Source organism: Sphingobacterium siyangense (assembly GCF_007830445.1).
GTDB lineage: Bacteria > Bacteroidota > Bacteroidia > Sphingobacteriales > Sphingobacteriaceae > Sphingobacterium > Sphingobacterium siyangense.
Window position 1 is genome coordinate 174,397 of record NZ_VLKR01000005.1, and the last position, 24,549, is coordinate 198,945.

The 24,549-nt window shown below is 42.0% G+C and carries 14 protein-coding genes; all 14 read left to right on the forward strand.

The window, feature by feature from the left end; translation table 11 throughout:
• Positions 1-256 precede the first annotated feature (256 nt).
• The 14 genes from IQ31_RS06935 to IQ31_RS06995 all read left to right on the forward strand — a co-directional run bounded on the left by IQ31_RS06935 (position 257) and on the right by IQ31_RS06995 (position 24,443).
• Positions 257-1,582 (forward strand): rhamnogalacturonidase, encoded by a 1,326-nt coding sequence (locus tag IQ31_RS06935; protein ID WP_232475624.1) that lies wholly within the window; start codon positions 257-259, stop codon positions 1,580-1,582.
• A gap of 41 nt (positions 1,583-1,623) precedes the next feature.
• Positions 1,624-3,471 (forward strand): rhamnogalacturonan lyase, encoded by a 1,848-nt coding sequence (locus IQ31_RS06940; protein ID WP_088163076.1) that lies wholly within the window; start codon positions 1,624-1,626, stop codon positions 3,469-3,471.
• 55 nt (positions 3,472-3,526) lie between these two features.
• Positions 3,527-4,297: a rhamnogalacturonan acetylesterase gene (locus IQ31_RS06945; protein WP_088163075.1), complete on the forward strand. Its 771-nt coding sequence runs from the start codon at positions 3,527-3,529 to the stop codon at positions 4,295-4,297.
• An 8-nt stretch (positions 4,298-4,305) separates the two neighbouring features.
• Positions 4,306-5,085, forward strand: a complete 780-nt coding sequence (locus tag IQ31_RS06950; RefSeq protein ID WP_088163777.1) for a rhamnogalacturonan acetylesterase — start codon at positions 4,306-4,308, stop codon at positions 5,083-5,085.
• Position 5,086: 1 nt separating this feature from the next.
• Positions 5,087-6,682, forward strand: a complete 1,596-nt coding sequence (locus IQ31_RS06955) for an arylsulfatase (protein WP_088163074.1) — start codon at positions 5,087-5,089, stop codon at positions 6,680-6,682.
• A 114-nt stretch (positions 6,683-6,796) separates the two neighbouring features.
• A complete protein-coding gene (locus tag IQ31_RS06960; protein ID WP_088163073.1) occupies positions 6,797-7,951 on the forward strand; it encodes a glycoside hydrolase family 88/105 protein in 1,155 nt (384 codons plus the stop codon).
• Between the two features lies 1 nt (position 7,952).
• Positions 7,953-10,910, forward strand: coding sequence for a glycoside hydrolase family 2 protein (locus IQ31_RS06965; protein WP_088163072.1), 2,958 nt, complete (start codon positions 7,953-7,955; stop codon positions 10,908-10,910).
• Positions 10,911-10,951: 41 nt separating this feature from the next.
• Positions 10,952-11,263, forward strand: a complete 312-nt coding sequence (rhaM, locus tag IQ31_RS06970; RefSeq protein WP_088163071.1) for an L-rhamnose mutarotase — start codon at positions 10,952-10,954, stop codon at positions 11,261-11,263.
• A gap of 12 nt (positions 11,264-11,275) precedes the next feature.
• Positions 11,276-14,017, forward strand: coding sequence for a glycosyl hydrolase (locus tag IQ31_RS06975; RefSeq protein ID WP_088163070.1), 2,742 nt, complete (start codon positions 11,276-11,278; stop codon positions 14,015-14,017).
• Between the two features lie 221 nt (positions 14,018-14,238).
• Positions 14,239-14,721, forward strand: a complete 483-nt coding sequence (locus IQ31_RS27845; RefSeq protein ID WP_244294393.1) for a carboxypeptidase-like regulatory domain-containing protein — start codon at positions 14,239-14,241, stop codon at positions 14,719-14,721.
• Positions 14,722-14,768: 47 nt separating this feature from the next.
• Positions 14,769-17,411, forward strand: coding sequence for a SusC/RagA family TonB-linked outer membrane protein (locus tag IQ31_RS06980; protein WP_244294396.1), 2,643 nt, complete (start codon positions 14,769-14,771; stop codon positions 17,409-17,411).
• Positions 17,412-17,415: 4 nt separating this feature from the next.
• Entirely contained in the window at positions 17,416-18,921 is a 1,506-nt protein-coding gene (locus tag IQ31_RS06985) for a RagB/SusD family nutrient uptake outer membrane protein (RefSeq protein ID WP_145327549.1), read from the forward strand.
• A 284-nt stretch (positions 18,922-19,205) separates the two neighbouring features.
• A complete protein-coding gene (locus IQ31_RS06990) occupies positions 19,206-22,334 on the forward strand; it encodes a SusC/RagA family TonB-linked outer membrane protein (protein ID WP_208734147.1) in 3,129 nt (1,042 codons plus the stop codon).
• A gap of 30 nt (positions 22,335-22,364) precedes the next feature.
• Positions 22,365-24,443, forward strand: a complete 2,079-nt coding sequence (locus IQ31_RS06995) for a RagB/SusD family nutrient uptake outer membrane protein (RefSeq protein ID WP_145327550.1) — start codon at positions 22,365-22,367, stop codon at positions 24,441-24,443.
• Positions 24,444-24,549: the final 106 nt, after the last annotated feature.

Sequence of the window (24,549 nt, forward strand, 5' to 3'; positions counted from 1 at the left end):
TTCTATAACAAATATATTACGAATGACGTTGAATCCCTGTTTTTAACCTTATTATACATGAAAACGAGCACTTTCTGACTGTATTGTCTGGTTTGTTCAGGATACTACAGGACGGCTCTTGTTAAAAATGTTGATACTTTTAAAACTAGCTACTTATTTAAGTATCCTTAAATACGCTAATCAATTCGAAGGCATTGTCTACACGTTTTAATTAAGCTGTAGACAAGCGGGGAAACAAGACTTAATAAAACTAAATATGATGAAAAAATTCTTTCGATTTTTACTCCTGCTTACATCAATTGCGATCTTGTCCAATGCACATGCGCAAGGAAAGTTTCCGGACGGAACAGCAATCTCAAAATGGTTCGAGACTGTAAAATCGACTGAGATCGGAACGCTCGGAAAGAAATTTCTCATCACGGATTTTGGTGTGGTCGCAGATAGCACCATCGTGCAAACTGCCAAAATCCAACAAGCAATTGATAAAGCATATGAAAGTGGAGGCGGTGTCGTCGTCGTACCTAAAGGGATCTATCTGAGTGGTTCATTATTTTTTAAACCAAAGACACACTTGCACTTGGAAGAAGGGGCTGTGTTAAAAGGAAGTGATGATATCGCAGATTTTGCGCTAGCTGAGACTCGAATGGAAGGTCAGACAGTGAAATATTTTTTGGCGCTTGTCAATGCGGATCAGGTGGATGGATTTACAATTTCGGGCAAAGGCACACTCGATGGAAACGGGTTGCGCTACTGGCGATCCTTTTGGCTTCGAAGACAGTTTAATCCACAATGCACAAATATGGACGAGATGCGCCCACGCTTACTTTATGTTTCCAATAGCAAGGACGTACAAATATCGGGCATTCGTTTGATCAATTCACCGTTTTGGACCTCACATTATTATAAATGTGAAAATCTCAAATTGATCGGTTTGCACATTTCGGCGCCAAAGGAACCTGTGAAAGCGCCTAGTTCAGATGCGATTGATTTGGATGTCTGCCGCAATGTATTGATTAAGGATTGTTACTTATCCGTTAACGATGATGCGATCGCATTAAAAGGAGGTAAAGGGCCTAAGTCCGACAAAGATCCTAATAATGGACCTAATTCAAATATTATTATTGAGAACTGTTTCTTTGGATTTTGTCATAGTGCACTGACTTGTGGTAGTGAATCTATTCATAGCTATAATGTGATTTTTAGGAACAATACCTTAGATAAAGCACGCAAGCTGTTGCAGTTAAAGATGCGGCCAGATACGCCACAGGAATATGAAAACATTTTGATCGAAAATGTAAAGGGAAATGTCAATAGCATGTTGTTTATTAAACCTTGGACCCAATTTTTTGATTTGAAGGGCGAGAAAGATATTAAAATGTCCTATGCAAGAAATATTGTCCTACGCAATATAGATCTGGATTGCGACATCGTATTCGATGTCCTCAATTCGGAACAATATGTGCTGTCGGATTTTACATTTCAAAATATGCACGTCCGTGCAGCCAAAGATCCAGCGATTCACAGGGAATATATTAGAAACTTTGTCCTAAATAATGTAACTGTTAATAATAAAAAGCAATAATAATATGTACCAGCATATTGCTGTGGCTTAGACCTTGAATTATGAAGACAAAACTTATTCTTTTGACCGGGGCGCTGATCGGTTCCCTAGCCGTTTCAGGCCAACGTAAAATGGAGTTTTTGGATCGGGGGATGGTGGGTGTAAAAACGACGGACAACGCTGTTTTTTTAAGCTGGCGTCTGCTTGGCACTGACGATTTTGATACGGCCTTTGCAATTTATAGAAAGGATGGGAATGGCAAGCAGAAAAGACTAAATACTTCACCTTTGACCAAAGGGACTAATTTTTTGGACGATCAGGTCGATTTGAATCAAGATGTTACTTACATTTTGGATATAGTAGCCGGAGGTAAAGAAAAAGAAGTCGCTAAATTGACCTTATCGAAAGATCAAAAAGTACAGCAATACTTAAATATTCCCTTACGTACTCCCAAAGGGTACACTCCGGGTGATATTTCTGTAGGTGATTTGGATGGCGACGGGACTTACGAACTGATTGTTCATCAGACGGGTGTTGGACATGACAACGCACACAATGGGATTACTTCGGAACCTATTTTTCAGGCATATAAACTAGATGGTACTTTTCTTTGGGAAATCAATTTGGGTAAAAATATCCGAGAAGGAGCACATTATACCCAATTTATGGTATACGACCTCGATAGTGACGGCCGTGCAGAGCTGGTCTGTAAAACGGCCGACGGTACGAAAGATGGACTGGGAAATGTCATTGGTGATGCCCAGGCCGATTGGCGTGATACCGTATTAAATTCGCGGACTGTTGGTCGCATATTGAAAGGACCTGAATATTTAACCGTATTTGATGGATTGACGGGCAAAGCCCTAAGCTCTGTAGATTATTTACCAGAACGTGGAGAGCTAAGTTCATGGGGAGATACAAATGCTAATCGCAGCGATCGATTTTTAGCTTGTGTAGCCTATTTGGATGGTGTACATCCAAGTGTTGTGATGACGCGGGGATATTATGAACGGACAGCTCTGGCAGCGTGGGACTTTAAAGATAAAAAATTAGTGAACCGCTGGGTATTTGATAGCAAAGTTCGTAAAGATCCTTATTCCGGACAGGGATATCATAATCTTACGGTCGCGGATGTTGACCAGGATGGCAAAGATGAAATTGTGTTTGGTTCGATGGTTATTGATGATAATGGCAAAGGTCTATACAGTACAGGACTGGGACATGGCGATGCGCTGCATGTCGGCGACCTAGATCCTGAAAGACCCGGCCTGGAGATCTTTGGAATCCATGAACTGAAAGGAGGGCGGAAAGGGACCGGCGTGGCTTTATTGGATGCCAAAACTGGCGCAATATTGTTTAAAAGTGCAATAGACCAAGATATTCCCCGCGGTGTTGCTGCAAATATAGATCCCGATCATAAAGGGGCGTATCTGTGGTGGCTGGGATCTAGCGATATGTACGATACCAAAGGTAATCGTGTCGGGCCGGCTCCGAGATCGACCAATTTTCTGATTTGGTGGGATGCCGATTTGAGCCGGGAACTTTTAAACAGTAACTATATTGAAAAATATAAAAATGGGAAAATAGAACGCATCTTTACGGGGATTGGAGCATCATCGATCAATGGAACTAAAAGTACACCTAACCTGAGCGCGGATATCTTTGGCGATTGGCGTGAAGAATTGATCCTACGTGCAGACGACAACCAAAGCCTACGTATCTATACAACAACGATCCCTACAACGCAAAGGGTATATACGTTGATGCATGATCCACAGTATCGCTTGAGCATAGCATGGCAGAATGTGGCTTACAATCAACCGCCACATACGGGGTATTATCTCGGTGCAGGTATGGATCGTCCAGTCAAGCCGAACATTCAGCTGGTTAAGTATGCCCATAAAAAATAGAAATTCGGAAGCGCGATTTGGATTTTTTGACTAAAAGAAATAGATAAGATAGCAAATGAAGCATACAATAAAATGGATAGGGATGGCACTGACAGCCGTTCTTTTGATATCCTTTGCAAAACAGCAAGATAGACCTACGATTTATCTTATCGGTGATTCGACCGTTAAGAACAGCAATAAGGAATATTGGGGCTGGGGTACCCTGATTCCTGAATTATTGGATACGACACGAATCCGTGTAGATAACCATGCAATGGCGGGGCGTAGTACACGAACATTTGTCAAAGAAGGAAGATGGGCAAAAGTTGATTCGTTGTTCAAGCCGGGAGATTTTTTATTGATTCAGTTTGGCCATAACGAGGGCAGTAAGCCCGATACCAGCAAACAAGGCTATCGGGGTGTGCTGCGGGGCATCGGTCAGGACTCCGTTGTGTTGGATTGGGGAAATGGAAAGAAGGAGACCGTGCACACTTACGGTGAAAACCTGCGTCGTTTTGTGATTGAAGCAAAGAAAAAGGGGGTAACACCAATTTTGTTATCCATGATTCCGCGCAACCAATGGGATAATCAAGGTAAGGTGAAACGAGCCGACAACGACTTTGGCTTGTGGGCTAGGCAGATTGCAGAAGAACAGGGCGTTCCCTTTTTGGATCTGAATAGTATTACCGCAGATAAATATGATCAGCTTGGTGCTGAACGGGTAAAATCCAATTATTTTCCAGGTGACCATACGCATACGAATAAAGCTGGAGCAAGAGAAAATGCATTGTCTGTTATCGAAGGATTTCGGAGGATTAAAAGCCAATTAGTACAATACATTAAATAAAAATGAAGATGAAATTGAAATTGTTGCCTTGGGCTGCGGTCCTTTTCGCTGTAATCAGTATGTCTTTTTTGGAAAAACAGCATAAACCGACCTTATTTATTATTGGTGATTCCACCGTAAAAAACGGACAGGGAAATGGGGCCAATGGACAGTGGGGCTGGGGAAGTTTGATCGGTCAGTATTTTAAATTAGATAAGATCAATGTCAAGAATCGTGCTTTGGGGGGAACAAGTACCCGGACATTTTATAACAATCCAAAGCTTTGGCAGAGGGTACTGGATAGCATACAGCCGGGCGATTTTGTCCTTATGCAATTTGGACATAATGATTCAAGTCCTATTGTGGATACGTTACGTGCTCGTGGAACGATAAAAGGAAATGGCGACGATTACCAAGAAGTGTATAATCCATTGCTGAAGCAACATGAAGTTGTCTATAGTTATGGTTTTTACTTACGTCGATTTGTGAAAAATATTCAAGACAAAGGAGCCACAGCAATTATTTGTTCACCTATTCCGCGCAATGCCTGGGAAGGAAACCAAGTGCGTAAATCGGATTATGCAACATGGGCAAAAGAAGCTGCACAACAGGCTAATGCGTTTTTTATCCCCTTGCAGGATCAAGTGATAGCCCAGTATGAAACATTGGGGAAAAAGAAAGTAGAAACAGAATTTTTTGATCCTAAAGATGCGACCCATACAATTAAAGCAGGTGCTTTGCTAAATGCTAAACTCGTTGCTGAACAATTGAAAGCACAAACCAAAATCGGTCTAAAGAAATTTATGTAGTATGATAAAATCTACTTTTCCGCTGGCGATCTTCTTTCTGCTCACAGTATTTACAGTCCGTGCACAGCAACGGCCCAATATTGTGTTGATTCTGGCCGATGACATGGGCTATGCCGATTTAGGTTGTTTTGGTTCCGAAATTCAGACCCCACATTTGGATAAAATGGCAAAGGAAGGTATTAAGATGACTAACTTTTATAATGCTTCGCGTTGTTGTCCATCACGTGCTTCTCTATTGACCGGATTGTATCCGCATCAGGCAGGTGTGGGCGATATGATGAACAAGCGTCCTTTTCCTGCCTATCAGGGCTATTTAAATCGAAACTCGGTCACATTGGCCGAACTATTGAAAAGCGCAGGTTATGGAACTTATATGGCTGGGAAATGGCATGTTGGACAGGAAAAAGAAAATTGGCCTCGGCAGCGTGGATTTCAGCGCTACTATGGGCTAATTGATGGAGCAAACAGCTACTTTGAAAACCGGCCTTATCGTCCCAAACAAACATTGACGATAGCTTTGGACAATGAGACGATCGTTCCGCCAAAAGATTACTATAGCTCGGATGCCTATACGGATTATGCGATGGCTTTCATTGGTGAGCATTTGGAAACGAAAAAAGAGGATCCTTTTTTTCTATACCTCGCTTTTCAGGCGCCCCACTGGCCTATACATGCCAAACCGCAGGATATTGCAAAGTATCGGGGTAAATATATGGAAGGCTGGGAGGCTATCCGTGAAAAGCGTTTTCAAAAACAGCAGCAGTTAGGGATAGTGCCACCAACGACCAAATTGTCTCCAATGGATACCACCTTGCGAAATTGGAATGATTGCAGCTGGGAAGAAAAAGTAAAATGGGATGAAAAGATGGCTGTCTACGCGGCGATGGTAGACGAATTGGATCAGAATGTTGGCCGACTGGTTGATTATCTCCAATCAAAAGGGCAATTGGACAACACTGTTTTTATTTTTCTCTCTGATAACGGGGCGAGCAATGAGACCATAACCAATGCGGGATTTACAGCAGAAATTAGAGCTGCGAATGAATTTCCTGCTAGTCATCCACGTTCTTTTACAGCTTATGGAATCGAAGGCGCTGCAGTGAGCAATACGCCTTTCAAAAAGTTCAAGCATTGGGAGTTTGAGGGTGGCAATGCAACCAGTTTTATCGCATATGGCCCCAAGTTTCTGCCTCAAGGAAAACAGTTTGATAGGCCAGCCCATTTGATCGATATCATGCCAACCTTAGCACAATGGTCGGGAGCAAACTATCCTAAAAATTATGCCGGTAATACGATTAAACCGATGGAAGGGGCCTCCTTGCTTCCGCTATGGAATGAGCAACAGAAGGATATGGATAGGGAAATTTGTTTTGAGCACGAAGGTAACAAAGCTGTGCGCAAAGGAAAATGGAAATTGGTCTCTTCCTATCCTGAAAATAGGTGGTATTTATATGATATAGAAAAAGATAGAAGTGAAACAGTAGACTTATCAGCCTCTTTTCCGAAAATATACCGAGAAATGGTTCAGATCTATGAAAACTGGGCGAAAAGGGTTGGTGTGATACCCTACGAGCAGCTCGCTCAAAAACCTTCATGATTTCGCAGACACCAACAGCAATGAAAGCAAAAGAAGGTTCTCTCTGGCCAATAAGATCAGACACTTTCAGAAAAAAAAGGAATTCCCGTTATGAATAATTATATAAAGAAAAACATGAAAATATTTAATACTTATACGACCACTTTATTGATTGCATTTTTCCTTTCAGCATGTTCATCGACGAAGAAAGTTGTCGAACAGAAGCCGGAATTATCTGCTGTAGATGTACTCCAATCGTTGCAGTTGACCAATCGTTATTTCATGAACAAATGGACAGATACAGGGAAACCGATCTACACCAACCGTTGGCGGCCGAGCAACATCTGGACCCGGGCTGTTTATTACGAAGGGCTCATGGCACTTTATCAGATTGATAAAAACAACGAATACTACAATTATGCAGTGGATTGGGGAAATAAACATGACTGGGGGATGCGCAACGGTTTAGAAACTCGAAATGCCGATGACCAGGCTTGTGGGCAAACCTACTTGGATCTCTATGAGATTGAAGCAAAGCCTGAGCGTATCCAAAAGATTAAAGCCAATATAGATTACATTATCAAATCTGGAAAAGTAGACGATTGGACTTGGATTGATGCCATACAAATGGCCATGCCAATTTATGCCAAACTGGGTGTAATGACGAAGGATCAAACTTACTTTGATTACATGTATAAAATGTATCATCATTCAAAAACACAGGAAGGTGGAGGCCTATATAATCAGACCGATAAACTTTGGTGGCGCGATAAAGATTTTGTTCCTCCCTACAAAGAACCAAATGGTGAGGACTGTTATTGGTCACGCGGTAATGGATGGGTGGTAGCAGCTTTAGTGAGGGTACTATCTTTAATTCCGGAAAACGAAGTACATCGAGCAGAATATGTAGCGGATTATAAGGCATTGATGGAAGCACTTGTTCCTATCCAAAGACCAGATGGATTTTGGAATGTCAGCCTGCATGATCCCAATAATTTTGGCGGACGGGAAACCTCAGGGACAGCATTATTTGTCTATGGTATGGCCTGGGGTATCAATAATGGTTTTCTAGATGCTAAAATATATCGCCCTGTTGTAGAAAAGGCATGGAAAGCAATGCTAGCAGAAGCGGTACACCCTTCTGGGTTTTTGGGCTATTTACAAGGAACAGGGAAAGAACCTAAGGATGGTCAGCCCGTCAGTTTTTCAAGTCAACCGGATTTTGAAGATTACGGTTTGGGTTGTTTTTTATTGGGAGGGACAGAGGTTTATAAAATGTTGTCAAGATAAGATGAAAAGGTTCCTGTTTATTTTTTGTTGCCTGCTGCTTTCATTCGGTACATATGCTCAAGCGGGGAGGAGGACTTTTAGTTTTAACGCTGACTGGCGTTACCATATTGGCGATGTTAGTGATGCTTCTGCTGAAGACTTCGATGATCGCGCATGGAAACAGGTTGCTCTGCCCCAAGCATGGAACGAAGATGAAGCTTTCACAAAAGCGATACATGACCTTTCGACAACTATTGTTTGGTATCGAAAAAAGTTTAGTATTCCCAAGGGAATTACTTCCGATAAGGTCTTTTTGGAATTTGAAGGGATTCGCTTTGGCGGAGAATTTTATCTCAATGGAAAATTTATTGGTCGTCATGAAAATGGCGTTATGGCAGCAGGACTTGATATTTCGGACCTGATTGATCGCGATCACGAAAATATCTTGGCCATACGTATAGACAATAGTTGGAGCTATCGTGAAAAGGCAACAAATAGCACGTATCAATGGAACGATAAAAACTTTAATGCAAACTATGGTGGAATTCCAAAAAATGTGTGGATCCACTTTACTTCCAAAATTTATCAGACTTTACCATTGTATTCCAATTTGAAGACTACAGGTGTTTATGTGTATGCGAAAAACATAAATATCCCTGAAAAGACAATGGATCTTTTTGTTTCTTCGGAGGTAAAGAATGAAACCCTGCAATCGCGTCTGGTCAACTTTGTTGCCGAAGTACATAATGCCGAAGGAAAATTAGTGAAAACATTTTCAAAAAAGTTCAACCTTCCTGCCAATCAAACACAACAATTGACCATGAACTCAACCATGAATCAGGTTAATTTTTGGAGCTGGGGTTATGGCTATCTCTATACGGTTACGACAAAAATTGTACAGGACAACAAAACTATAGACGCTGTAAAGACGAAAACAGGATTTCGAAAAACGGCTTTTAAAGATGGCATGGTCTATCTGAATGATCAGGTTTTGATGATGAAGGGCTATGCACAGCGTACAAGTAATGAATGGCCTGCTGTTGGTTTGTCTGTAGCACCTTGGTTAAGTGATTTTAGCAATGGACTCATGGTCAAGAGCAATGCCAATTTGGTTCGTTGGATGCACGTAACACCTTGGAAACAGGATGTTGAATCCTGCGACCGCGTGGGACTGATGCAAATGCTACCCGCAGGAGATGCCGAAAAAGATGTCCAAGGTAGACGTTGGGAACAGCGAACAGAGCTTATGCGTGATGCGATTATTTATTACCGCAATAATCCAAGTGTCTTGTTTTATGAGTGTGGAAACGAGTCTATTTCGGAAGAGCATATGGCAGAGATGAAAGCCATTCGTGATCAATACGATCCAGCTGGCGGACGGGCAATTGGCTCACGTGAAATGCTGGATAGTAAGCTAGCTGAGTATGGTGGTGAAATGTTGTATATCAATAAAAGTGCGCGTCATCCCATGATCGCAACCGAATATATGCGGGATGAGGCCTTACGTAAATATTGGGACGAATTGAGTTATCCATTTCATAAGGATGGTGAAGGGCCGCTTTATAAAGGCGTAGATGCTAGTGATTATAACAGAAACCAAGATAGTTATGTTGTTGAAGCGGTACATCGTTGGTGGGAATATTGGAAGATGCGTCCGGGCACTGGTGATCGCGTAAATTCGGGCGGTGTCAATATTATTTTCTCGGATTCCAATACCCATTTTAGGGGAAAAGAGAATTACAGAAGAAGTGGCGAAGTAGACGCCATGCGTATTCCCAAAGATGCTTACTTTGCCCACCAGGTGATGTGGGATGGCTGGATCGCTCCTGATCCAAAAGGCTTGTACCTTGTAGGACACTGGAACTATGCTCCCGGAACGAAAAAAGATGTATTGGTCGTTTCGGCCGCTGACCGGGTAGAATTAGCTGTGAACGGAAAAGTACAGAAAGAAGCGGAAAAGCTATACGACTTCCTATACCGTTTTCCAGCCATTGATTTTGAGGCCGGCGTATTGACGGCAAAATCATTCACAAAAGATGGAAAGTTGTTAAATAAGAAAGAACTAAAAACAACAGGTGAGCCTTACAAAATCCGTTTGACGGCGCAACATGGTAAAAATGGCTTATTTGCTGATGGTAACGATATGGTATTGGCAGAAGTCGAAGTGCTTGACAAAAACGGATTACGTTGCCCATTGGCTTCTAATACGATTGACTTTAAGTTGGATGGACCGATGGATTGGCGCGGGGGTATCGCCCAGGGGCCTGATAACTATATTTTAGCTACCTCACTTCCTGTGGAGGCTGGTGTAAATCGTGTATTACTTCGCACAAAGTACGATAAATCGGGGCGTGTGATGTTGAAGGCGACATCAAGTGGTCTGCTGTCAGATTCAACCGTCTGGACGGTGCAACCGCTCAAAACCATGGCGGATTATTTCGTCAAGGAATCCAACGAAAATTTGCCTTCATTTTTAGCGCGTGGACCAAGTCCTGCGAACCCCACATTGGTGCAACTGAAAAAAAGTCTCAAAATCCGTGCAGTTGCTGCTGGCGCCAATCAAGAGAAAGCATCACACTCTTACGACGACAATGAACTGTCGGATTGGGTCAATGACGGACAACTAGGTACCGCCTGGATTACATATACTTTGCAGGAAAAATCCGATATTGATGAAGTTGACCTGAAACTGAATAATTTTAGATCAAGATCTTATCCATTGCAGATTTTTGTGGACGAAAAACTTGTTTTTGACGGCAATACCGATGTGACATTAGGCTATTGTACCTTGTCATTTCCGCGCACAAGGGGTGAAAAGATAACAATAAAACTTAAAAATGCACCTTTTACCACGAGGGAAAACAATCAGGTTGAAATGGGGGGCAAGAAACTTGATGATGGTGTGGCCCGTAATGACGCGAATGCCAAAGGCACCTTGAGCATTATCGAAGCTGACATACATCAGGTAGTGGCCAATTAAGAAAATTTGTCGATCATAAAATAGTTGAAGACTTAAAAGAAATGGAGAAAATAGCATTTAAAATGAAATTGAAACCGGGAATGTCTGGGGAATATAAGCGGAGACATGACACGATCTGGCCAGAATTAATAACCTTATTACGCGAAAATGGGGTGTCTGATTATTCCATTTTTTTGGATGAGGAGACAGATACTCTATTTGCTGTTCAATATTTAGCAGGACATTCGTCACAAGAGTTGGGTAAGGAAGCTATTGTTCAGCAATGGTGGGATTATATGTATGATATCATGGAAGTACATGCCGATCATTCTCCAGTATCGGTCAGTTTGAAAAAAGTATTTCACATGGATTAGGCCAATTGTAACATGAAGAAAATTTATATATCATTAGTGCTTGCCTGTAATCTGTTGGCTGTCGGTCGAACGATGGCGCAGGATTTATGGCCAGCAGTTACCAAAGAAATGAGGCCTTGGACGCGTTGGTGGTGGCTCGGTTCGGCTGTGGACCGACCTAATCTCGAACGCGAATTAACCTTATTTGAAAAAAGTGGTTTTGGTGGAGTTGAGGTAACACCTATTTATGGCGCTAAGGGATTTGAATCCAGCTACCTGAACTTTCTTTCACCACAATGGATGAATATGTTGGGGGTAACAACGGATAAGGCCAATGCCTTGGGCATGGGAGTGGATATTAATTTGGGAACTGGTTGGCCATTTGGGGGACCTCAAATCAAAGAAAAGGATGCCGCTACCAAATTGATCCTAGATGAATTTGAATTAAAAAAAGGTGAAAAAGTCACGTTTCCCCTAAAACCTAAGGATCCTAAACAACATTATTTCTTTTTGCAGGCATTACGGGCATTTAGAGCCGACAATAGCGAGATTAATCTGGATGATCATATTTCAAAGACTGCTGGAACATGGGAAGCCCCTACCGATATTCGTTTAATAGCTGTCTTTTCTGGTAGAACAGGGCAGAAAGTCAAACGTGCCGCTCCGGGCGGAGAAGGATATACGTTGGATCACCTGGGGAAGCATTCTGTCGCATCTTATTTCAATAGATTTGCCGAAGCTTTTCAGGACAAACCATTGCATGTACGTGCTTTTTTTAACGATAGCTACGAAGTATACGGTGCGAATTGGACGGATGAGTTTTTGCAATCATTCGAACGGATAAAGGGATATAGGTTACAGGATCATCTCCTGGATTTTGCAGGTAAGGGCAAGAATGAAGCTAAAACAGCAGGCCTTAAATCGGATTATCGTGAAGTTGTGGATATACTACTTGCCCAGAATTTTTTGACCCCATTTACGGATTTTGCCCATCGCTTTAGTGCAGTCTCAAAAAATCAAGCCCATGGATCTCCAGGAAATCTGATTGATTTGTATGCGGATACAGATATTGCGGAGTGTGAAACCTTTGGATCCAGTAGTTTTGATATTCCCGGATTAAGACGGGATACTGCTGATATCCGTAATGTGGATCCAGACCCCATGATGGCGAAATTTGCGACGTCGGCGACAAATGTATATGGTAAAAAATATACTTCTTCGGAAACATTCACCTGGCTGACGGAACATTTTAAAACTTCTTTGTCACAAACGAAACCAGAAGTCGAACAACTATTCCTTGCTGGAGTGAATCATGTATTCTATCATGGGACAACCTATTCGCCGAAAAATGTACCTTTTCCAGGATGGTTGTTCTATGCTTCCGTTAATTTTGTTCCACAAAATTCGTTCTGGGACCACCTTACCGGTTTGAATCAATATATTACACGTGTGCAATCTATCTTGCAATCTACGCGTGCTGACAACGAACTGCTGGTATATTGGCCCATTTATGATATTTGGAATAATGCAAAGGGAATGGATAAGGCATTAAAGGTTCATGATGTTGACGAGTGGTTACATCCGACGCAATTTTATAAACAAAGTGTTCAGCTGCAGAAACGGGGCTATAGCTTTGATTTTGCAACAGATAAAATTCTGGCAGGAACTACAGTAAACGACGGGAAATTACAAACCTCAAAGGATGCGATCCCTTATCGGGCAATTTATATACCTGCCTGTCATTATTTTTCTGAAGTGACACTGCAGAAAATCCTGGAAATGGCCAACCAAGGCGCAACTGTCATCTTCCAGCAATTACCGCAAGAGATTCCTGGATATAGCCAATTAGAGGAACGCCGTACACTGTTCAATAAATTAATTGCATCGCTAGGTTTCGAAAAGGATAAAGCGAATCAGTATACAGCTTTTGGAAGAGGCAAAATCTATCTTACGACAGATGTCAATTCGGCACTCGAAACAGAAGAGATCGCACCAGAACGGATTAACCAAACAGGGTTGAAGTTTTCACGCAGAGCCGCTGGTAAGGACAGGTATTATTATTTGGTCAATCATAGTGGGCAGACCGTTGATCGTAACATTACACTAAATGTACAGGCTTCACATTATTCGCTGTTGGATCCTCAAACTGGGCAGACATATCAGTTGCCATCAGCTAACGGCAAAATACGGGTGCAGATTCCATCTGGCTATTCCTGGATAGTCCTTGCCTCAGCGCAACAGGCCGGAGAACCCTTTCGTTATCAGGACGAGTTAAACCAAGTGGCGCAATTGGATCGCAATTGGAAAGTGAGTTTTATTGCTGGTGGACCTGTTTTACCAAAGGCGAAAAAGCTCGATCAACTCTCCTCCTGGACAGATTGGGGAGACCAAGATGCTGTCAATTTTTCCGGAACAGGGGTTTATGAAACAACAATTTCGATCAATAAGGATCAATCAAAATCCTATCTACTGAAATTGGGTCGTGTTGCTGAAAGTGCAAAGGTCTATGTCAATGGAAAGGAGGCCGGTGTGTTATGGTCTATTCCGTTTCAGCTAGATATTACAACCATGTTGGTAAATGGTGAAAACAAGATTCGCATAGAGGTTGCCAATTTAATGGCAAACCGTATCAGCTATTTAGACCGTAAAAAAGTTGCCTGGCGAAATTATCATGAAATCAATTTTGTCAATATCAATTATAAAGATTTTGATGCAAGCGGCTGGAAACCCATGGAAAGCGGTCTGATTGGACCTGTTACCATTTGGAGTTATTAAAAGCAGTAAGCACTATTGAAAGCCTCGTATAAAACGAGGCTTTTTTTTGGACATTACTTTTTACAATTTTGATGGTTAAAATATACAAAACAGAGTGCGTTTTAAGTTTTTAAAATTTGCAATTGTCTGGTTATCATGTAAGTTCAGGACAGTTAATCAAATGAGTTCTTTTAAATTGATTTACCAATATAAATCAGATTAATAATTAAAAAACTCAGCCCATGAAAAACATAATGCGATATGGGGCCATTGTTGTGGCTCAAATGGCTTTTACACATGTATTGTACGCACAGGGGACACTGACGGGAAAAGTTGTTGATAATAAAAATCAGCCGATCAGTGGTGTTACAATCCAGGTAAATGGCAAAAATGAAGGGGCAAGCAGTCAAAATGGTGATTTCAGTATTCATGCAAAATCTGGTGACAATATTGTATTTCGTTCTGTGGAATACCAGCAGAAAGAAGTCCGCGTATCAACATTAGCATTTCTACGTGTTGAGTTGTTGCCGAAACAAGAAGCATTGGATGAGGTTGTCGTCATTGGCTATGGATCCCAAAAACGAACTAACCTTATAGCTCCAGTTTCAAAGTTTAATGCTGAGAATCTCGATGAGCGCCCTATTGCACGGGTTGATCAAGCCCTGATCGGACAGATGTCCGGTATACGGGTTAAGCAATCTACAGGTGTTCCCGGAAAAGGGTAAGTGTTCAGGTCAGGGGATCGGGCTCTATTACCGCTGGGAGTGAACCCTTGTATGTCATTGACGGTTTCCCACTGTCAACGGCCTCGCAAAACGGCTCGGGAAACTATGCCTCAGGAAATCCGCTGGATAATATGAACCCAAACGATATTGAATCTGTGGAAGTCCTAAAAGATGCATCTGCAGCTGCAATTTATGGATCCCGGGCAGCAAACGGAGTTGTTTTGATCACCACAAAACGCGGGAAGAGCGGCCAGGCTAAAGTAAGTCTCAATTCATACGTAGGCATGTCCGAGGCTTATAAAAAATTGGATATGTTAAATGGTGAAGAGTGGATAGATAGAGCGGTGGAGATGATCAATGCACAATGGGAAGCCTCAGGTACCGGAAGGCTGGCAAGCCAAAGCAATGCCGAACGACGGAAAATATTGGGACTCGCCGACGGGACATATAATACATCTTATATGTATGATGACCGTTGGTTGGAACCCGGACGTCCCGGGCTTTACCTTATCAATTGGCAAGACGAAGCGTATCGAAAAGGAGTGATCCAAAACTATCAGGTTGCGGCTTCGGGAGCGACAGAATTTGTCAATTATTATGTCTCGGGGAATTACCTCAATCAACAAGGTATTGTGAAAGGCTTGGATTATAAAAACTATACTGCCAGAGCTAACGTTGAAGTCAAACCGAATAAAAAAATCGCATTTGGTTTAAACCTAGCACCTACCTATTCTATCGGAAATGACCCCGGAGTGGAAGGAAAGGATAATATCATGCATCAGATTTATTCGATGTCACCTGTTCAGGACCATCCTGCTGGAACAGTAAACGTTTTTGACAATGAAAAATATCCCTGGAGTACTTCAACAAATGATCCCATTGCCAAATTGAATTATTATATCGGGGAAACCAAAATTTCACGTTTACTGGGGACAGTTTACGGACAGTACAATATTCTTGATAACTTCAATTTTAAGACTACAGTTAATTTGGATCAAACCGATAGCAGAAGTAATAGATTTCAGCCCTACACTGTAGGCGGAACTTTGGCTAACCGAACCAACAACCCGAATCAGGCTACCTATGGCTCCAACAGTGTGTATCGAAAGCAAACTTTTGTAAACGAGAATACGTTAAATTATCATCTCAATTTTGACAAACATGATATTACCGCTTTGCTGGGGCAAGCCTATAATTTTGATAAACTTGAAACTTCTTCCATCACCTCGCAGGGAGGTTATACCAATAGTTCTATAACAACTTTGAACGGTGCAGTTGCTACAGTTGCCTCAACAGGCGCAACACAAAGTGTCTTGCTTTCTTATTTTGGGCGTGTCCAATATGCCTATGACGGTAAGTATTTGCTTTCTGGAAGTATTCGTCGGGACGGCTCATCGCGTTTTGGATCCAATACAAAATGGGGTTGGTTCCCATCGTTGTCCATGGGCTGGCGTCTGTCACAGGAGAGTTTCATGAAACCAGTTACCTTTATCAATGAGCTGAAATTACGCGGAAGCTATGGTGAATCAGGGAATAACAATATAGGTGATTACAGTAGCATTGCCTTGTTGGGCTTTTATAATTATTCGTCAAATGGCCTTTCCGTTTCTGGACAGGCGCCAAGCAATATCATTAATCCGGATCTAAGATGGGAAAAATCGCGGACTTATGATGTGGGATTGGATTTTGGCCTTTTGGGTTCCCGCATTACAGGATCATTTGACTGGTATACCCGGAAGAGCAGTGATTTATTGCTAAATGTTCCTTCCATGCTTTCGACAGGTTTTTCTTCCTATTTGGATAATGCAGGAGAGGTGAAAAGTAAAGGCTGGGATTTAGAGATCACTTCCCATCAGGTCAGAAAAGCAGATTTTTCATGGTCTACCTCTTTTAATATTAGTCATAATTCCAATAAAGTAACAAAACTTGATGGTGAGCAAAAGGAGATTTTAATACCGTCCTCATTTGATATCCAGCATAGTCTTCTACGGATTGGCGAGCCGATGTATAGCATTTATGTCGTTAAACAAGACGGCATATTGACTCAAGCAGACATTGATGCTGGAGCTGCGTTGTATGGCAGCCAAAAGGCAGGTGATCCAAAGTATGTGGATGCCAATGGAGACGGTGTGATTGATGCGAATGACCGTGTGATTGTGGGGCATCCAAACCCGAGCTATGTATGGGGGATAACCAACAACTTTAAGTATAAAAATTTTGATTTGAGTTTTATGTTCCAAGGCCAGAATGGTGGTCATATCTATTCTTTATTAGGACGTGCCTTGGGACGCACCGGTCAAGGATCATCAGACAATGCGCTTGGATTTTATCGGGATAGATGGCGTTCAGAAGAGGATCCTGGAGAAGGTCGTGTTGGAAAAGCTTATTCAACTTTTGGACGGATTAAAAATACAGATTGGCTGTATTCGTCAGATTATTGGCGTTTACGCAACGTCACTCTTGGTTATAATATCAAAGACCTGAAATTGGGGAGTCAGTCAAAGCTTAGTTTAGTCCGTTTATTCGTGACATTGGAGAATTTTTGGGGAAAGGACAAATATGACGGGGGGGTAAATCCGGAATCTTCAAACACAAATCTAAGCGGAAGCTCTGATTATCCCGAGGCGGGTGATTATGGAGGCCTGGCAATTCCAAAGACAGTGACATTTGGTTTAAACGTAAATTTTTAGAACGATGAAAAAATTGAGTCTATTTTTTTTGATAGCAGGTCTATTGGGATCTTGCAAAATGGATCTGAACCAGCAACCAATTTCGAGTGCTACTTCAGATACCTACTTTAAGACAGCAAATGATTTTATTCAAGGATTGAACGCTATATATAACAGTACACGAGGATATCCTGATCGCCTGATGAATCTCTCGGAAACACGGTCGGATAATTTGTACGCAGTGTCGGACGGCGGAGTGCGTGATTGGGAAGGGATCAACAGTTTTCATAAAACGATTGCCAGTAACCCCTATGTGATAGAAGCTTGGCAAACAAATTTTAACGGCATCTTTCGTGTAAACAATTATTTGGAACAACTTGCTGCGAATGGTTCCACGGCTATTATCGATGAAAGCCTTCGCAATAGAATGGAAGGCGAAGCCCGGTTCTTACGTGCATTTTTTTATTTTGATTTGATTCGGTACTTTGGCAAAGTGCCACGGATAGACAAGGTGGTATCCGCCAGCCAAGCTAAAAGCATTGGTCGGAGTAACGTGGAGGAGTTGTATGCGTTGATTATTGAAGATCTGAACAAAGCAATTAATGCGCTACCTGCACCCAGTGCGTACGCTGCAGCAGATAAAGGCCGTGTCAATAAATACGCTGCAAGAATGTTGCTTGGCTTGGTCTACATGACACGATCGGGGCCCTCATTGGGTGTTGAAGGTGCGGGTTTGAACAGCAACGAATGGGGGAAAGCGGTGGAGCAGTTCAACGAGGTGATCAACAGCAATGAATTTAGTTTGCTGACCAGCTATAATAGCATTTTTGATTACGGTAATGAGCGCAACAAGGAAGTGATTTTTAATATTGAATATTCAAGCGGCGCTAATCCTGTTGTTGGGGCAACATTTCCTTGGGTGCTTGTACCTGATAATTGGTTCAATTCACTCGGGCTAGCCACGCAAGGAGGCTTAACAATCAGGCCAGTATCTGATGACCTGCTTAAGCTGTATGATACTGGTGACAGCAGAAAGACGTTCAGTATTCAGCAAGGCTATATTTATGGCAATGTTGCTGAAACAAGATCATTTGTTAAGAAGTTTGTAGACCTTACCAAAGTGCCTGCAAACCGAATGGATTGGCCGATCAATTATATTGTATTTCGTTATAGCGATTTGCTGTTGTTAAAGGCGGAGTGCATATTGAATGGCACTTCTGGGAACATTCAAACGGATGTAGACGCGGTCGTCAATCAAATTAGAAAACGCGCCGGATTGACAACTGAGCTGACGAATGTCACTAAATCACAGTTGATGGATGAACGCAGAAGGGAGTTTATTGGCGAAGGGGTGCGATGGTTTGATCTTATCCGCAGTGGCAGTGTCGAATCGGTCATGAAAGCTTGGATCAGGAAAGAGGACGTCGCAAAGCAGATGTTAGATTTTCAAGTCAATTATGTCCTATATCCGGTACCACAGTCAGAACTAGACAATAGTCCCGGCTTGTATACACAGAATCCCGGATATTAATATCTTAATTTATTTAATCGCCTTTAGCATTTAAGGGCGATTTTTTTATTTTTGGCGCCAGCTAATGACAGGATTGAACAGGATGGTTATTACAAATCATCCTGTTACTTTTAACCAACATTATAAGCCTAAGGGGAAATCTGATTATTTTTTTAAGCCAGTCGTCCTATAAAGCAATAAGTAAAGATCATACAACATTTTCATTATCTCGTATAATGAAAACCGATTTTCACTACCGAAGATCAACAAGGGAAAGAATAAAATAATACCTAAATAATACTTTAATGATAAACTATTTAACAATTAGGTTTGATCATCATGTAAAGAAGTACACTTTTTTGCTATTTATGGCGATGCTGTGCACCTTGAATTTATTTGCTCAAACCACTAGGACTGGAAAAGTAAACGATGAAAAAGGTTTGCCTATCCAAGGTGTAACTGTACAGGTAAAAGGCAAAACTATGACGGCAAAGACCAATGCCGATGGGTCATTTACCATCAATGCACTGCCATCTGATGTATTGGCGTTTAGAAGCCTTGGTTTCGAATCCCAAGAAATTTCTGTGGGTAATCAAAATAACTTGAATGTAGTTCTAGCACAAAAGGTCGATGTCATGGAAGAGGTCGTGGTAGTTGGTTATGGCACGATGAAAAAGAAGGATGTGACGGGGTCAATTGCCAGTGTGGGTGAGAAAGAACTGAAGGCAATGCCTGTGAAAGATGCATTGCAGGCAATGCAGGGTAAGGTGGCTGGTGTTGATATCACTTCGAACCAACGTCCGGGAACAACAGGTAGTATAACGATAAGAGGTGTGCGATCGATCACTGCAGATCAGGGACCACTGTATGTAGTCGATGGGATGGTATTACAGGCCGGTGGCATTGACAATATTAATCCGAGTGATATAGAGACCATTGATGTCTTAAAAGATGCTTCTGCAACAGCTGTCTATGGTTCACGTGGTGCAAACGGCGTTGTTTTGGTGACGACCAAGCAGGGAAAAAAGGGACGTTTAATGTTGAATTATGCTGGTACGGCAACTTTTGAGAAAATGTATGATGTCACAGAGTACATGGATGCTGCGGAATGGTTGGATTATGCGCGTTTGGCGAAATTCGGAACGACGACACCTGATTATGCAAAGGATTTTTCTAGATGGGGATCTGTAGCTGCCTCATGGGCAAATATTGCTAAAGGTTGGACTAATAACAATACCGTATGGGATCCAAGCTTAGTCGGTAATTACGATTGGGCAGATCTTGGACGTAAAAATGCCTTATCTACCGAACATACTTTAAGCGTCTCAGGTGGAGGGGAAAACTCCAAAGGTTATGGTTCTTTTGGTTATCTCAAGCAAGATGCTACACAACCCGGTCAGAAATTTAATCGCTATACTTCAAAAGTAAGTTTTGAAGCTACACCAACAAAATGGTTTACCATGGGAGCTTCAATAAACACATTCTTCTCCGATCAAGATTATGGCTATAATTTCTCTAAATCTGTAACAGGTGCAGGTGACTATTACAGTGCTTTACGAGGTATGTTACCTTGGACAGTTCCTTATGATGACAACGGAAACTATCTGAGAAATCCTGCTGCGGGTGATATCAATATCATCAATCCAATTAATGAATTGGAATATAATACCAATCAACGTCAGACTTTTGGTGCGAATGGTAGTTTCTTTAGCCAATTGGATTTTGGGCAGATTTATGAACCATTGAAAGGTTTAAAATATCGGGTGCAATTTGGACCTGAATTTAGATATTACCGGTTGGGTTTAGCAAATGCAGCGGAGGGAATAAATGGTGATGGAAATAATGCGGTGACTTATTCAACAAACCGCAATTTAGCTTGGACTTTAGACAATTTGATCTATTACGACCGCGATTTTGGAACGGATCACCATCTTGGTATAACCTTGTTGCAGAGTTCTTCCAAGTATAATTCTGAATCAAGTAATATGAAAGCTACGGATGTGTATAGCGCAGAAGAATTATGGTATAATATAAATTCAGGAGGTTTTATCGGCAGTTGGGGAACAGGCTTATCTGAGCGACAAATGGAATCCTATATGGCTCGTGTAAATTATAGCTATAAGGACCGTTATATGTTAACTGCTTTTGTGCGTTGGGATGGATCTTCGGTATTGGCACCGGGGCATCAATGGAGCTCATTTCCTTCCGTAGCTGCATCATGGCGCATTGACCAAGAAAATTTTATGAAGGACGCTCGCTTTGTCAATACACTAAAATTGCGTTTGGGAGCTGGTATTGTTGGTAATGCCGCAATTGGACCTTATCAAACGAAAGGATTATTGACGCAAAATTTTTACAACTGGAGCGCGACGAATTCAACACCAGGATATGTTGCTTCAGATCCTTCTGCTGCTAATCCGCAAAAAATGGCCAATCCCGAATTGGGCTGGGAACGTACGACCCAATATAATTTGGGTATAGATTATGGCTTTCTAAATAACCGAATCAGCGGTGCTTTAGACATGTATAAAACGAAGACGAATGATCTGTTATTGGCCATGACGCTAAACTCTGTTTTAGGCTATGGGGCCACAATGGCAAATGTTGGTAAGACTTCAGGCTGGGGGATTGACCTTCAGATCAATACTGTCAATGTTAAGAATGATAACTTTCAGTGGAATACGACTTTAACTTGGTCCAAAGACAAGAATAAAATACTCGAATTGAATAACGGACGAAAAGAAGATTTAACCAATAACTGGATTGTTGGTCAGGAGATTCAAGTCCCTTATGATGTGGTTTACGATGGTATTTGGAAAACCTCAGAAGCAGAGGAGGCTAAAAAATATGGCGCTAAACCGGGACAGATCCGTGTGAAGGATATTAGTGGTCCAGATGGTGTGCCTGATGGCAAAGTAGATCGCAATTATGATCGACAAGTGTTGGGATCCTATCGTCCAAAATGGTCTGGCGGGATTATGAATACATTCACCTACAAAAACTTTGACTTATCTTTCTTTATTTTCTCGCGTTGGGGACAGACCATAAACGCTGGAGCTGCAACGTTGGATGGGCGTTATATGCAACGCAAATTGGACTACTTTATTCCGGGCGTTCATGAAGATGCTGAATATTATCAGCCAGGCTCAAATGGTGAAGCGGCAGATCCTTGGAACTCTTCCATGAATTACCGTGACGGATCATTTATCAAGCTAAGAAATGTAAGTTTAGGTTATAATTTTCCGAAAACAAAATTACAAAAACTTGGCATCAGTAATTTTAAGGTTTATGCACAGATTATGAACCCGGCGATGTTGTATTCAAAAGTGGATTTTCTGGATCCAGACTTAGCAAGTTATAATAATAATACAACGCAAGCCGGCTCCGCCATCACCACAAGAGGAGCAGTGATCGGCGTGAACATAGGATTTTAAGCAGCAAAAGGATTTAAAAAATTGACTCTCATGAAAAATTATAAAATATTAGTTGCTTCAATGTTAGGTGCGGCAGGATTATTAGTATTGAACGCCTGTAGTAAAGACTTTTTGAAAGAGGAGCAGATTACCATACCGGATACAGACTATTTTAAAACTCAGGCAGGGCTAGATGATTTAGCAACAGGTGTTTACTCCAAATTGAAATTTAAATATAATTATACCTGGGGGATGGCCCTGTTCAATCTAGGTGTAGATGAGTTTACAGATGCAAATAATGCTTCCCCAAGCTTTAATAGTTATAGTATGGATCTTAATCCTGCTGAATCAACTTATGGTGGTGGAAATATTCAGCCGGTGTTTGATAATATGTATAGCGGTATCGAATCGGCCAATACCCTGATTCAAAACGTACCCTTATATTATGATAAATCCAATGCCAATTATAATACACGTCTTGGCGAGGGATACTTTATGCGGGGATATTTCTACTTACAGCTGATTGTACAGTTTGGAGGTGTCCCCCTGAAATTGACCCCGACCGAAAAGGTTGAATCCTATTTTACTAGAGCTTCCGAAGATGCTTGTTTTGCACAGGCCATAGCGGATCTTGAGCAGGCTTATACGTTGTTGCCGGCTTCGGCGACAGAATTTGGGCGTGTAACAAAGTCAGCTGCAGCACACTATATTGCTAAAGCACGATTGACTCGATCGAGTGAGTTATATGCCGCTTGGAATTCAAAATATACCGCGGAAGACTTAGATGCTGTCATCAAATATGGAACGGAGGTCGCGGCGGCACATCCCCTGGTAGATGATTACGTAAAACTATGGGATTATCAAAAGGCCAATAGTGCTAACGAAAAAGTCTCGGAGGTTGTTCTGTCGGCACAGTTTTCGGACGACCAGGCAACATGGGGACGTTATGGAAATCAGATTCATCTTTACTACCCTGCTGTTTATCAAGATTTAGGAGGAACAAGCCGCGATATCTCCGGCGACCGTGAATTTTCTTATGCCCGTACCACAAATTATACGCTGGATGTATTTGACAGGGTGAATGATTCACGTTTCTGGAAATCCTTTATTACGATGTATGGCGCCAATAATACCGCTAATGCCCCTGTCTGGACTGCAGCTAATGCATCGCTTGGGCCTGAAGGAAGTGTTGTTGGAACGAAGCGATTTAAAGGTGGAGAGCTGGGTATTAAATACATTGTCAACAACGCTGGCGATACACGCTACAAAGCAGTGGCCGGTGATGCAACAGGAGTTCTTAAAAATGGCGTGATGCAGAACCCGCATACTTTTGTACGTTACTTTCAGGGAGAACCTCAAGCTTGGGTGGGTCAACATGGAAATAACGGATACTTTGGTGTTCAATCACGTTATGTGGCGCTTTCGAAGTTCAGAGATGGCTATCGGGTTAGTATAGCGTCTGCCAATGGTACGCGAGATGTTATTATGGCGCGCTCGGCGGAAGATGTCTTAATGGTAGCCGAAGCCTATATCCGTAAAGGTGAAGGTCAGTACGCGAATGCAATCCAGTGGATCAATAAATTGCGCAGTCGTGCTGGCTATAAAAACGGTGAAGACCGAGCGAAGAATGTCGACGGCGGGCAATCCTACAAGAATAATTCCTATGCTGTTGGAAAGGGCGGCGGCTTTTCTGCGGAAGGAGCAATCTATTGGGAAGGAAATTCATACTACGAATCCAATAATGATATTGCGAAAACTACGGCCTCTTCCGAAACACAGATGCTGATCAATTCTGTCGCTGACATTTATAATTCAGCAGTTGATGCGCCAATCTACGAGAAATTGGGCGCAACAAGCAATGCACAGAAAATGATGGCATTTTTGTTGAATGAACGCACACGTGAATTGTGCGGTGAACTTTACAGATGGGAAGATTTGGCGCGCACCAAAACATTGGAAGCGAGATGGAAAGCCTTTAATGATGGTTATGTACGCGGGAATACAGTATTTAGTCCAAATACACATTACTATCGACCGATTCCGCAATCTTTCTTGGATGCAACAACCAATGAAAGTGGTGCCGCATTGACGCCTGCAGAAAAACAGGCTATGCAAAATCCAGGCTATTAATTTTTGATGGTAATAAACGTGAACCTGACCTACCTGTTCTGAATGGAATGGGTAGGTTTTTTTTTATCAAAATGTAAGCGATTGCAGGATAGCGCAGGATAGGGAC